This is a genomic window from Nocardioides epinepheli, from assembly GCF_037936805.1.
Taxonomy (GTDB): Bacteria; Actinomycetota; Actinomycetes; order Propionibacteriales; family Nocardioidaceae; genus Nocardioides.
In genome coordinates this window covers 34,469-47,444 of record NZ_JBBMMC010000018.1, presented here as the reverse complement: position 1 = coordinate 47,444, position 12,976 = coordinate 34,469, and the positions used below count along the sequence as shown (strand labels likewise).

11 protein-coding genes are annotated in these 12,976 nt (G+C 71.0%); 8 read left to right on the top strand and 3 right to left on the bottom strand.

Annotation, left to right across the window (positions count from 1 at the left end; all coding sequences use genetic code 11):
- Positions 1 to 10 precede the first annotated feature (10 nt).
- From WMR31_RS19900 to WMR31_RS19875, 6 genes are all read left to right on the top strand, one after another.
- Positions 11 to 157 carry a hypothetical protein gene (locus WMR31_RS19900; protein WP_340540640.1) on the top strand — a complete coding sequence of 49 codons (147 nt, stop codon included), beginning with the start codon at positions 11 to 13 and terminating at the stop codon, positions 155 to 157.
- Between the two features lie 110 nt (positions 158 to 267).
- A complete protein-coding gene (locus WMR31_RS19895) occupies positions 268 to 1,863 on the top strand; it encodes an ABC transporter substrate-binding protein (protein WP_340540639.1) in 1,596 nt (531 codons plus the stop codon).
- Positions 1,860 to 2,864 (top strand): ABC transporter permease, encoded by a 1,005-nt coding sequence (locus WMR31_RS19890; RefSeq protein ID WP_340540638.1) that lies wholly within the window; start codon positions 1,860 to 1,862, stop codon positions 2,862 to 2,864. The genes WMR31_RS19895 and WMR31_RS19890 overlap by 4 nt, the downstream gene beginning before the upstream one ends.
- Entirely contained in the window at positions 2,861 to 4,606 is a 1,746-nt protein-coding gene (locus WMR31_RS19885; protein ID WP_340540637.1) for a dipeptide/oligopeptide/nickel ABC transporter permease/ATP-binding protein, read from the top strand. The genes WMR31_RS19890 and WMR31_RS19885 overlap by 4 nt, the downstream gene beginning before the upstream one ends.
- Positions 4,600 to 5,397, top strand: a complete 798-nt coding sequence (locus WMR31_RS19880) for an ABC transporter ATP-binding protein (protein ID WP_340540636.1) — start codon at positions 4,600 to 4,602, stop codon at positions 5,395 to 5,397. Before WMR31_RS19885 ends, WMR31_RS19880 begins: the two co-directional genes overlap by 7 nt.
- Positions 5,394 to 6,191 carry a class I SAM-dependent methyltransferase gene (locus tag WMR31_RS19875; RefSeq protein WP_340540635.1) on the top strand — a complete coding sequence of 266 codons (798 nt, stop codon included), beginning with the start codon at positions 5,394 to 5,396 and terminating at the stop codon, positions 6,189 to 6,191. The genes WMR31_RS19880 and WMR31_RS19875 overlap by 4 nt, the downstream gene beginning before the upstream one ends.
- Before the next feature lie 4 nt (positions 6,192 to 6,195).
- On the opposite strand, the gene WMR31_RS19870 is transcribed toward WMR31_RS19875, so the two are convergent.
- Together WMR31_RS19870 and WMR31_RS19865 are read right to left on the bottom strand one after the other, a co-directional pair.
- Positions 6,196 to 7,203, bottom strand: coding sequence for a hypothetical protein (locus tag WMR31_RS19870; protein ID WP_340540634.1), 1,008 nt, complete (start codon positions 7,201 to 7,203; stop codon positions 6,196 to 6,198).
- A gap of 57 nt (positions 7,204 to 7,260) precedes the next feature.
- On the bottom strand, positions 7,261 to 7,707 hold the full coding sequence (locus WMR31_RS19865; protein ID WP_340540633.1) for an Lrp/AsnC family transcriptional regulator: 447 nt from the start codon (positions 7,705 to 7,707) through the stop codon (positions 7,261 to 7,263).
- 298 nt (positions 7,708 to 8,005) lie between these two features.
- Here WMR31_RS19865 and WMR31_RS19860 point away from each other — a divergent pair, with 298 nt between their 5' ends.
- Together WMR31_RS19860 and WMR31_RS19855 are read left to right on the top strand one after the other, a co-directional pair.
- Complete coding sequence (locus WMR31_RS19860; RefSeq protein WP_340540632.1) at positions 8,006 to 10,681, top strand: M14 family zinc carboxypeptidase; 2,676 nt, start codon at positions 8,006 to 8,008, stop codon at positions 10,679 to 10,681.
- A 118-nt stretch (positions 10,682 to 10,799) separates the two neighbouring features.
- Complete coding sequence (locus WMR31_RS19855; protein ID WP_340540631.1) at positions 10,800 to 11,201, top strand: hypothetical protein; 402 nt, start codon at positions 10,800 to 10,802, stop codon at positions 11,199 to 11,201.
- Positions 11,202 to 11,395: 194 nt separating this feature from the next.
- Here the strand turns inward: WMR31_RS19855 and WMR31_RS19850 are convergent, their stop codons facing one another.
- Positions 11,396 to 12,937, bottom strand: coding sequence for a YfcC family protein (locus tag WMR31_RS19850; RefSeq protein ID WP_340540630.1), 1,542 nt, complete (start codon positions 12,935 to 12,937; stop codon positions 11,396 to 11,398).
- Between the last annotated feature and the right edge of the window lie 39 nt (positions 12,938 to 12,976).

Here is a 12,976-nt window from a genome sequence, read left to right as displayed (position 1 = left end):
TCCTCTCCCCATGAGCATCTTCAAGAAGCTGGCCGCGTCCGGGATCGCCGCGAAGGCGATCGGTGAGGCGCGCAAGCCGCAGAACCAGGCGAAGATCAAGTCCGCGGTGCAGAAGCTCAAGGACCGCAACAAGCGTCCGCCCCAGGCCGGGCAGTAGCCCCCGGCTTCCCGGCGCGGGAGGACCCTGCCTAGACTCGGGTTATTGCATGAGAGATGCAATAACGATTGATCTGCGAGAGCGATCACGCCGAGAGGACACCTCCCGACATGAGGAGCAGCCCGCGCCCGGGAACCGGACAGCCGCCTCGCCGACGACGGATCCGGTCGATCGCCGCCGTCCTCGTCCTGGCGCTCACGGTCGCTGCGTGCGGCTCGACGTCCGCCGGCGGCGACGAGGATCGCGACACGATCCGGGTCGCCGTCGCCGAGGAGATCGGCGATCTGAACCCCTGGGACTTCCTCGGGCAGTTCCACGCCATGGATCTCGTCTACGAGCCGCTCGTGGCCTACGGGGAGGGTGGCGAGCCGGAGCCCGCGCTCGCGGAGTCGTGGGAGACCTCACCGGACGGACGCACCGTGACCTTCACGCTGCGTCCGGGCGTCAGGTTCCACGACGGCACCCCGTTCGACGCCGCGGCCGCCAAGTTCAACCTCGAGCAATGGGCCGGTCGCGAGGAGTTCTCGTTCCTCGGCAGCTCGGAGGCGATCTCGCAGATCCGCACCCCGGACCAGCGCACGGTCGAGCTCGTGCTGTCCCACCCGTACCCGCCGCTGCTCCACGAGCTATCCCTCGTGCGGCCGGTGCGCTTCGTCAGCCCGGCCTCGGCGCCGGAGGGGAAGTACACCGAGCCGATCGGCACGGGGCCGTGGGTCCTGGACTCCGAGAGCGACACCGGCGCCACGTTCGTGCGCAACGAGGAGTACTGGGGCGAGAAGCCGGAGCTTGCCCGCGTCGAGCTGCGGGTGATGCCGGACTCCCAGACCCGGCTCTCGGCCCTCCGTGCCGGCGAGGTCGACCTCATCGGGGGTGGCTATCTCTCGCCGATCAACGCCGTGGAGGCACAGGAGATCGACTCGGACTCGTCATTGGAGCTGCTGAGCGGCGATGCCGACACGACGATGTCGCTGATCTTCAACCCCCGCGGACCGCTCGCCGACCGCGCCGTGCGCGAGGCGATCTCGCTGGCCACCGACGTCGAGTCGATCAACGAGGTCCTCTACGGCGGCACCGACCACGTCGCCCGCGGACTGTTCCCTCCCGCGGTACCGCACGCAGGCGACCGGGTCGAGCGGGACTACGACCCCGAGGCCGCCGCGCAGGCCCTCGAGGACGACGGCTGGCGCTTGGAGGGGGAGACCCGCGCCAAGGACGGGACCCCGCTGGAGCTCGAGCTGCTGCTGGTCTCCGACCCGGTGCACGGCACCTTGGACGCTCGGACGACCGGCCAGGCGCTCCAGGACGCACTGGGCAAGATCGGGGTGAAGGTCGAGCTGCGCGTGGTCGACGGTGCCGCCTACTTCGACGAGCAGGCCGCCGGAAACTACGACCTCACCTTCGCCACGACCTACGGTGCGCCCTACGACCCGACGAACACCGCGCTGTCCTTCCTCAAGACCGGCGTGGAGATCCCGATCTGGACCTCCGCAGAGCTCGACCCGCTCGTCGACGCGGCGGTCGCGGCGCAGGAGCCGGCCGAGCTCGACGCCGCCTACCAGGCGATCTACGACGAGCTCGAGGAGGAGGTGGCCTTCGTCCCGATCACCAGCCCGCCCCGGTACTACGCCGTGCGCTCGGACGTGAAGGGCTTCGAGATCCCCCCGCACGAGTACCACCTCGACCTGACCGGCGTGACGCTCGGTTGACCCGCGCCGACACTGCCGGCCAGACGGCCCGGACCGAGCGCGCACGCGGCGTCGGTCTCGTGGGGCGGGCGCTGATCCGGCACCTCGGGTCGGCGGTCGTGGTGCTGCTCGTGGTCACCTTCGCCGCGTTCGCGCTGGTGCGTGCGACGCCCGGCAACAGCGCCACCTCCATCGCGGTGCGTCAGGCGGGGGCCGGGGCGACCCAGGAGCAGATCGACCGGATCCGCGACGAGCTTCACCTGGACGACTCGCTGGTCGTGCAGTACGGCGCGTGGCTCTCCCGCGCCGTCACCGGCGACCTGGGCCGCTCGGAGCGAACCGGCCGGCCGGTGGCCGAGGAGATCGCCGACCGGCTGCCGCGCACGCTCTTCCTGGCCGGGGGGAGTGCGGTGCTGGCGATCCTGCTGGGCCTCGGCGCCGGGATCGTCTCGGCGGTGGTTCGGCGCGGTCCGTTGCCCGGGCTGCTTCGCCTCGGCGCCCTGCTCGGCGCGTCGGTTCCACCGTTCTGGCTGGCCTTCGTGCTGATCGCCTTCCTCTCCGAGCGCCTGCATCTGCTGCCGACCTCCGGCCAGAGCGGGCCGGCGTCCTGGGTGATGCCGTGGCTGGTCCTGGCCGTCCCGGCCGGCGCGATCATCAGCAGGGTGGTGGCGGTGGCCCTCGCCGACGCCCTCGCTCAGCCCTACGTCGGCGCCGCGCGGGCGCGGGGCCGGTCGACCTGGTCGGTCGTGTGGCGCGATGCGCTGCCCAATGCGGTGGGATCCACGCTGCACGTCACCGCGCTCCAGGTCGGCATGATCCTCACCGGGACGGTGATCGTCGAGACCGTCTTCGCCTGGCCCGGGCTCGGCGCCTGGTTCGTCGATGCGGTGAAGTTCCGCGACAACTGGTCGATCCTCGCCGCGGTGCTGGTGTTCGCGATCGGGTTCGTCCTCATCACCCGGCTCGCCGACCTGCTGCAGGTGGCCGGAGACCCGCGGCTGCGCCGGGAGGAGACGCCATGACCGGCACCGCCCCATCCGGCGCCGCCGCATCCGGCATCCGGCTTCCGCGCGCCCTGATGCTGGCCCTGCCGCTGGTGCTGATCGCGGTGGTCGGGGCGCTCGCACCGTGGCTCGCCCCGGCCAGCCCGAGCGCGACCGACCTCTCCGCCAGCCTCGAGGGCCCGAGCACGAGCCACTGGCTCGGGACCGACCAGCTCGGCCGGGACCAGCTCAGCCGGATCGTGTTCGCCGCCCGCACCTCGCTCTCGGTGGCGGCGGTGGTGATGACGCTCGCCTTCGTCGTCGGCGTGACGATCGGTGCGGTGGGCGCCTTCGCGGGCGGGATCGTGGACCGCCTGGTCACCTGGGCGGTGGAGGCGGCGCTCAGCGTCCCCTCCCTGCTGCTCGCCCTGGCGATCATCGGGATCCGCGGCAACAGCGTGCCGAACCTGATCCTCGCCCTGACGATCGTCGCGTGGGCTCCCTATGCCCGGATCGCCCGGGGCGCCGTCCTCGGCTACCGCCGCTCCGCGGCCTCCGAGGCGCTGGTCGGACTCGGAGCCCACCCGCTGCGCGTCCTGTTCGGCCACGTCATCCCCACCGCCTCGCGACCGGCCCTGGTCTTCGCCAGCACCGACGTCGGCGCCGTGGTGCTCGCCACGGCGGGCCTGAGCTTCCTCGGACTCGGCATCACCCCGCCGACCCCGGAGTGGGGGCAGATGCTCGTGGAGTCCCGGCCCTACCTGGCCACAGCCTGGTGGCTGTGGCTGCCGCCGGGTGTCGCGATCACCGTGGTCGCCCTGTCCGGCAACCTGCTCAGCGAGCACCTGGGCGTCGCTCCCGAGCTCCGCCGGCTGCGGATCCGCCGGCCCAGGCCGACGCCGTCGACGAGCCCGAAGCGCGGCCGCGCGCAGACAGCGGCCAAGACCGGACGACCCGTCCCGCTGTGGGAGATGCGCGATCTGCGGGTCGACTTCGACACCCCGGACGGCCCGGTCGCGGCGGTGCGGGGCCTGGACTACACCCTCGACCGCGGCGAGGTGCTCGCGATCGTGGGTGAGAGCGGATCTGGCAAGACCGTCTCCTGTCTCGCACCGCTGGGCCTCGCGGGAGACCGGGCCGCGGTGCGCGGAAGCGCCCGGTTGGCCGGGACCGAGCTGGTCGGCGCCGGAGAGGACACGCTGCGAGCAGTGCGGGGTGCCGAGATCGCGGTCGTGTTCCAGAACCCGTACGCCGCGCTCAACCCGCTGCGCCGAGTCGGGGCGCTGGTGGCAGACGGCCTCCGCCCGCCCGCGAAGGGACACCAGGCGCGCGAGCGCGTCGTCGAGCTCCTCCGGGCGGCGGGACTCCCGCACCCCGAGGACGTCGCGGACCGCTACCCGCACGAGCTCTCGGGCGGCATGCGCCAACGCGTGCTGGTGGCCGCCGCCCTCGCGGGCGATCCCGACATCGTCGTCGCCGACGAGCCAACGACCGCCCTCGACGCGACCACCCAGGCCGAGGTGATCGAGCTCCTGCGGCGGCTCCAGCGCGAGCGCGGACTCGCCCTGGTGCTGGTCAGCCACGACCTGGGCGTCGTGGCGCACCTGGCCGACCGGGTGCTGGTGATGCACGACGGCGTCGCAGTCGAGGAGATCGCGGCCGACCAGCTGCCGAACGCCACCCATCCACGCACCCGGGACCTGCTCGACGCCGTACCCCGACTTCCCGAGACCAGAGCCGGGACCAGAGCAACAACACGATCGACGGAGGCCCGATGCTGAGGATCCAGGACGTCACGCTGCGCTACCGCCGCCGCTCGGGCGGACCACTCACCGCCGTCGACGGCGTCAGCCTCACCGTCGCCGCCGGCGAGATCGTCGGCCTGGTCGGCGAGTCCGGTTGCGGCAAGTCGAGCCTGGCCCGCGCGGTCGTGGGCCTGCACCGGCACGACGAGGGCACGATCGGTCTCGACGACGTCGACCTGTCGGCGCTCGGCGCCTCCGAACGGCGGCGACACCGGCGGCGCGCCCAGATGGTCTTCCAGGACCCGTTCGGGTCCCTGGACCCGCACCGGTCGGTGGGCTCCGCGATCGGCGAGGCCCTCGCGATCGCCCGCTCCGTCCCGCGGACCCAGCGGGCCGAGCGGGTCACCGAGCTGCTGGAGCTGGTGCACCTCGACCCGTCGGTGCGCGGTCGCCGCCCACGAGAGCTCAGCGGCGGACAGTGCCAGCGCGTGGCGATCGCGCGCGCCCTCGCGGTGGAGCCACGACTGCTGGTGTGCGACGAGCCGGTCACCGCGCTGGACCTGTCGGTCCAGGCCAAGGTGCTCGACCTGCTCGTCGAGCTGCGCGACCGGCTGGGCACCGGGTGCCTGTTCATCACCCACGACCTCGCGGTGCTCGCCCGGATCGCCGACCGGATCGCGGTCATGCACGAGGGCCGCCTCGTCGAGAGCGGACCGGCTCAGCAGATCCTCACCGCGCCGTCGCACCCTCAGACCGTCCGCCTGCTCGAAGCCGCCACGAGGTTCCCCTCGACGGCCCAGAACCCACCGATCGGAGTGCCCGCATGAACCTCGTGGAGGACCACGCAGCCGTCTCGGACCGCGCCGCCTTGGCCCGCGACCTGGTGGCCGCCTGGGAACGCCAGCAGGAGGTCTACATCCCCGCGCGCGAGGCTCGCTTCGACCTGATGGTCGAGGTGCTCGGTCGAGTGCGGCCACACCAGGGCGAGTCGTTGCGCGTGCTCGACCTGGCCTGTGGCCCCGGATCGGCGACCAGACGCGTCCTGGCCCGCTATCCGAGGGCGGAGGTCACCTCCCTCGACCTCGATCCGCTGCTGGTCGAGCTCGGACGACTCGACCTCGCCGACGCCGAACGTCGGCCGACCTGGCTCACCGGCGACCTGCGCGACCCCTCTTGGCCCGGTCTGCTGCCGCACGCGGCCTACGACGCGGTCGTCTCGACCACCGCCTTGCACTGGCTCACCGGCGCCGAGCTGAGCGCCGTCTACGCCCAGGCGCACGCCCTGCTCCGTCCCGGCGGGGTTCTGCTCAACGGCGACTACCTGCCCACTCGCCGTCCCGGCGGCGCCGTCGCCGACCTGGTGCGCCGCATCGGCGAGGACCGCGAGGAGCGCGCCGTCGCGGACGGCGCGCTGGACTGGGAGACATGGTGGGACCGGGTGCGGGCCACCCCCGAGTTCGCCAGCGAGGTCGCGGCCCACGACGCGATCTTCGCCGGCCGGGTCTCGGCCGACTCGCCCAGCCGCGCCTTCCACCTCGAGGCGCTGCGTGAGGCCGGCTTCGCCGACGTGGATCTGATCTGGCACGACCTCACCGAGGGGCTGGTGTGCGCCGTCGCGTGAGCGGTCAGTCGGGAGCAGGCAGGGCGCGGGACTGCAGCAGGGAGTAGGGGAGGAGCACCTGCGACCGGAGGGTGACCGTCACGACCACGGTGCGCCCGACGGCCGTGACGTCGTCGGTCTGGAGCACCTTGCGGTAGCGGGTGCCGTCGATCGGATTGCGCCCGCGGACGTAGGCGCGCTCCAGTGGCGCCACGAGTGCGGCCGCGTCGTGCTCGGACGCGGTGTCGTGGACGATGACGGCGCGTCGCTCGCCCAGCCAGCCGACCGCCTGCCCGTCGGAGCCTCCGGGCGTCGCCGCCAGCACCGCCGACATCGCACCGGCATCATCGAGTGCATCCGCCATGGCGCTGAAAGAGGGATCCTCCTCGAGGCGCTCGCCGTCGCCGCTCAGCCACTGCTCGGCGGCGCCGGTGGTCAGCGACACGGCGACGGCGTCCCCGTCCCGCGCGAGCCGGACCGGCCTGCCGAGGCGGTCGACGCGCAGGTCGCCGTCCGGGTTCGCGGCGAGGTCCTCGCCGGTGCCGAACGTCCAGACCCCGTCGGAGCCGTCGAGCTCGGCGACTTCGGATCCGAAGTCGCCCTCGGCCAGGTGACCGCTGAACACGGTGAAGGCTCGCGGCGGCGACGAGTAGGCGGCGACCCGGTCCGCCTCCGCCCACGAGAAGCCGGTCGCCTCGGTGAAGTCGTTCGGCTCGACGACGTCCCAGCCGCCGGGGAGCACCACGGCAGCCGCAGCGTCGGCATCGCCTCCGGTCATGCCGGCCAGCCACTGCGCCGACACCTCGTCGTCGGGTCGGTCCAGTCCGTTGGCGCGGGCGACCGCCGGCAGGTCGGCCACCGACACCAGGATCGCGCTGTCGCCCTCGGGCGCCGGCAGCTCGGCCAGCCCGCCGGCGATGGAGAACTCGGTCGGCCGGGCATCCGGCGCGTCGTCGTCCCCGCTGCAGCCGGAAGTCGCGACGAGCACCACAGTGGCGAGCACGGACGCCGTCTTCTGGTTCAACTTCAGCACGCCGCGATGCTATTGGCCGATCCCACGGACCTTGGCGACCGATCCGGAGCGGGTTCGTCACTCCTCGGCCGGGACGACGCCGAAGCGACGCTCCTCCAAGATCAACGTCGTGTGCGTGCTCAGCACGCCCTCGATGCGGCTGATCTGCTCCAGGACGAGGTCGCGCAGGGTGGAGACGTCACTGGCGCGCAGCAGGACCATGACGTCGACCTCTCCCGTGCACAGGGCGACGTGGTCGACGCCGTCGATGGTGCTGAGCTCGTCGAAGATCGACTGCCAGTGGTGGTTGACGACCTTGAGGCCGACGTAGGCCGCGACCCGCAGGCCGAGCGCGGCCGGATCGACGTCGATCGTGAACCGGTCGAGGGCGTGGGAGTCGACCAGGCGCTGCACGCGGGCGTAGGCGTTGGCCCGGGAGATGTGCAGGTCGCGCGCCAGCTCGGGGATCGAGGCACGACCGTCCTTGGTGAGTGCGCGCAGGATCGCCTGGTCGATCGTGTCCACGGGGGCTCCCGGTTGCTCCACCACGGCGTCAGTGTCCCGTGTCACAGCGCCAGGTGCACCGCCCCGGTCGAGGAGTGAGCGCGCGAGAGCGGGTCACGCGCGTGTCTCGGCCGCGCTGCCATTCAGATCGCCGGTCTGGACGAATGAGCGTGTCCGGACCGGCTTTACCGCGGTTCGTCTCAATTTGCCAGGACGCACCCCGTGGTCGTTGACCCCGTCGAATCGGGGGTCCAAGGATGAGCGCACCTGCTGATCAGGGCGGATTGGGCCGCCAGGACGGAAAGGACGGACACCAGCGATGTCACGAAGAGCAGTGGTCTCAGTCGTCGCCGCCGCAGCCTTGGCGGTCACCGGCGTGGGGGGCCTGACCGGATCCGAGGCGAGCGGTCCATCGGCGCGCGCCGTCGCGGCCGCGGAGCCACGGATCGACGTTCCTACGCCGGAGGAGTTCTTCGGCTTCGCGATGGGCGATGAGGGCAGGCTGCCGGCTTTCGGCCCGATCAAGGACTATCTCAAGCTCCTGGCGGAGAAGTCGCCTGAGATGGAGTACGAGGTTGTAGGGGAGACCACCGAGGGGGAGGAGTTCCCCGTGGTGCGGTTCTCCTCCACCGAGAACCTCGAGCGACTCGACGAGATCCTCGACATCAACGCCCGCCTGAGCGATCCGGCGGTGATGACCCGCGAGGCCGCCGAGGCCGGGATGGATCGAGACGCCTATGCCAAGCAGCTGGCCGAGACCAGCAAGCCGGTCTACTACATCGAGGCCGGCATCCACTCCACCGAGGTCGGCCAGACGCCGGCGGTGATCAACGCCGTCCACCGGCTCGCGACCGAGGACTCGGCCTGGGCGGACCGGATCCTGGATGAGCTGGTGGTCCTCATCGTGCCCTCGCAGAACCCCGACGGTCACAACCGGGTGATCGACTACTTCAACGAGACGGCCGGCACCGACTACAACCGGACCTTCCCCGACCTGTACCAGAAGTACGTCGGCCACGACAACAACCGCGACTGGTTCATGATGACCCAGGCCGAGTCGCTGATCCGGGTCGGCCTCGAGCAGCAGTACCGGCCCACGGTGCAGCACTACATGCACCAGGCGGGGACCAACAGCCCGCGCATCTGGTCGCCGCCGTGGGACGAGCCGATGACTCCGGTCCTCGACCCGCTCACGGTCTCCTCGGCCAATAGCATCGGGCAGGAGGCGAATCGCGACCTGATCGCGGCTGGCAAGGCCGGTGCGTCCACCGACGACGCCTACGGGATCATGTGGAACGCCGACGTCATGGGCTACAGCACCTTCCAGGGCACCACGACCTGGCTCACGGAGGTGGCCGCGGCCCGCGACCTCGCCTACACCTACAAGGGAGAGCAGACTCTCAACCCGGCCGTCGCGACGCTGCGCTCGCCGATGGCCTACGACTCCGACACCTGGACGTTCAAGCAGGTCGTCGAGTACGGCGAGACCGCGCTCTACTCCGGGCTCGACAGCGTCGCCGGCAACCCGCAGGAGTGGCTGTACAACAACATGTACCTGGTCAACAGCCACAGCGAGACGCCGGTCGGCGCGGCGGCGTACATCGTCAGTGCCAACCAGCGCGATCCGTACGCCCTCACCGACTTCCTGCGCATCTTCGAGCGGGGCAAGGTCGGCATCGAGCGGGCCAGCCGAGCGTTCACGGTCGACGGGACCCGCTACCCGAAGGGCTCCTACATCCTGCGCACCGACCAGCCGCTGGGGCGCTGGGTCGAACAGCTGCTCCGGATCGACAAGTACCCGGAGTCGGCCCGCAAGTGCTCGACGTGCCCGCTGATCCTGCCCTACAGCGAGACGACCGACAACGTCGCGCTCCTGCTCGGCGTCGACGTCGACGCCGCCGCGAAGGCGCCCGACGTCGCCACGACCGTGGTCGAGGAGGTCGCCCCGCAGCCGGTGACCCTCCCGCAGAACCCGGGGCGCAACGGCGCCTACGTCGTCGGCCCGCGCTCGTACGGACTCGGCATGGTCATCACAGCGTTGGAGGAGGCCGGAATCGCGATGTACCGCGCCGAGAACACCACGCCCGTCGTGGGCACGACCCTGCCTCGTGGGGCTCTCCTCGTGCCGTCGACACCCGCCGCGAGAGCGGTGCTCACTACGGTGAGCAGGGAAACCGGGCTGCCGTTCTATGCGGCACTCAAGCTGCCGTCGTCGAAGGCGATCAAGCTGCAGAGCACCACGAAGGTGGGGCTGATCCGTGGGGCGAACAACATGCCGGGCGGCTGGATGATGTGGCAGCTGGAGCAGAACGGCGTCGACTACGAGGTCGTCGAGGCCGACGACTACGCCGACCTGGGCCAGTTCGACACCATCGTGATGGCGCCGGGGATCACCCGGGCGCGGCTGACGGAGGGCCTCGACCCGGCGAAGTACCCGCCGCGGTTCGGCTGGGCCCGCGGCGTCCCCGACTCGCCCGCGAAGCTGCGGGCCTTCGTCGAGGGCGGCGGCAACCTGGTGGCCCTGGGCAGCTCGTCGACGACCGCGCAGGAGATCTTGAACCTGCCGGTGCAGAACGTGACGCCGTCCGATCGCAACACGATGACGGCCCCGGGGGCGCTGCTGAAGCAGACCTACAAGCCGGCCCAGCCGACCGCGTGGGGGATGCCCGCCAACTGGCCGATCTGGTTCAACAACGACCCGGCGTTCCGGCTGACCGGGCCGGGCCGCGTGGCGGCGTCCTACCCGGCCGACGACAACCTTCTGGTCAGTGGCTACGCCAGGGGCACCCAGGCGCTGTCGTCGGCGGCGAACGTGGTCACCTTCGACGTCGGTGACGGGCAGACCACGATCGCCGGTGGTCACATCACCTTCCGGTCCTGGCCGCGCGCGGCATGGACCATGGTCACCAATGCCATGTACAACGGCGCCGGTGACCCGGTGACTGCTCGCCAGCTGAGCAACCAGCTCGGCCGGGCCGCACAGTCGACCGACTGATCGCTGCGGATCTCGCCGCCGGGCAGCACCGTGGGCCCGGCGGCGAGGTCTGCGGAGCAGGCACGTCGGTGCACGGCTCCGGAGGTTTCGAGTGACGACCGGGGGGCATCACCCGCGAGTGCGCAACCTAGCCAGAAGCCTGGCCGCCATCTCGGTGATCCTCGCGATCGTCACCATGGTCTTGTTGGTGACGTCGTCGTCGGTCCAGCTCTCGGGCAGCGGCTGGGCGGGCGAGGGGACCTGCAAGTCGGTCCTGAGCGACACCTACGATCCGGGTGATTTCGCGGACACGATCGACTTCGACCGGGAGCCGACGGTATCGACCTTCGGTGAGAGCTACACCATGCTCGACTCGGCCTGCACCAACCGGCGCGTCGGACGGATCGGCTGGGCGGTCCAGCTCGGGCTTCTCAGTGCCCTCGCGGCGGCGCTGGCCGTGCGCACGGGCCTCCGCCGCGGGATCGGCGAGGCTCGGGGCGACGCCGCGCCGCCCCCGATCGATCGACCGCCCACCTCCTGATCGCGGGGATGCTGGTCGCCTGGTGGCTTGGTCGCTTGGTCGGTTGGTCGGTGGGGGCGACCGCACCGACCCCGCCGACGAACCGGCCTTCGTCCTCGCCAGATCGTGCTAGATCACTGGAGGTCGCCGGTGGTCCGGGCCACGCAGGCCCACGGGCGGGCCGCCCCTCCGCGGAGAGGCGGCCCGCCGTCGACTCAGGAGATCGCGGCACCGATCGCCACGAACGCGGTGCCCAGGACCAGCAGGATCCCGACCAGGGGCAGCACAAACCGCAGGTACTGGTCGTAGCGGACCTTGGCCAGTGCGAGTCCGCCCATCACGACCGCCGAGGTCGGCGTGATCAGGTTGACGACGCCCGAGGCCGACTGGAAGGCGGTGACCACCATGGCCCGGTTGACTCCGGCGAAGTCGGCCAGCGGCGCGAGGATCGGCATGGCCAGTGCGGCATGGCCGGACGTCGACGGGACCAGGAACGCCAGGGGGACGTTGATGAGGAACATCAGTCCGCCGAAGATCCACGACGAGGTGTCGCTCACGACGTTCTCCATCGAGTGGAGGATCGTCCCGGTGATCTCGGCGTTGTTCATGATGACCGTGACGCCGCGGGCCAGCACGATGATCAGGCCGACGCCGATGAAGTCCCCGGCACCCCGCACGACCGCGTCGGTCACGCCCTTCTCGCCGAGCCCGCCGATCAGCCCGACCACGATCGACATCACGATGAACAGCGCGGCGAGCTCGGGGAAGTACCAGTCGAGCTGCCAGCCGAAGCTCTCGGCGTCGGGTCCGTGGATGACCTGGGCCCACGGCACGATCGCGAAGATCATGAAGGCGAAGGTCACACCGACCACCGACAGGACGAGGCGCTCACGGATCGGCAGCCGGCCGACCTCCTTGAGGCCTTGCGCGCGGAGCTCGTCGTCGCCCTCGACCGCACCGACCAGCGAGCGCCCGGGCTCCGCGTGGACCCGCTTGGCGTAGCGCAGCACCCACCAGATGCCCACCGGCACCAACACCACGTACATCAGGAGCCGGAAAGCGATGCCGTCGCCGATGGAGATGTCGGCCGCGCCGGAGGCGACTCCGGTGGCGAACGGGTTCACCGTCGAGGCGAGGACGCCGATGCCGGCGCCGACCAGGATCGTGGCGGCAGCGACCATCCGGTCGTAGCCCATCGCGAGCATCAGCGGGATGATCAGTGCATAGAAGCCCAACGTCTCCTCGGCCATGCCCTCGGTGGTGCCGCCGATGGAGAAGAGCACCATCAGCACCGCGATCAGCACCGGACCGTGAGCGCGCATCCGGGACGCGACCCGTGCCACCCCGTTGTCGATCGCGCCGGTCTTCATCGCCATCGTGATGAACACGCCGATGGCGAGCACGAAGAGGAAGACGCCGGCGGCGCCGTACAGCTCACCCGTCTCGTAGGGACCGATGTAGCCGTCGGGGTTGATGACTCCGTAGAGACCGTTGACCGGGGCCAGGAACAGCTCCATCAGGCGGTCCCCGAAGGACAGCGCCTTGTCGGTGTGTTCGAAGCTGCCGGGAACGGGGCGTCCGGACTCGGGGTCGACCTGGTACGCGCCGGTCGGCACGACGAAGGCGAGGAGCCAGACGGCGATGGTGACCCCGGCGAGCACGGTGAACGCGCTCGGGAACCGGAAGGTCTTCGGTTGCGGGGTTTCTCCCGCAGGGCCGTCCGCGACGGGCGGACGATCTCGGCGAATGATGGACATGGGACTTTCCTCTCCGCTCGTCGTTGAGCGATACCAACG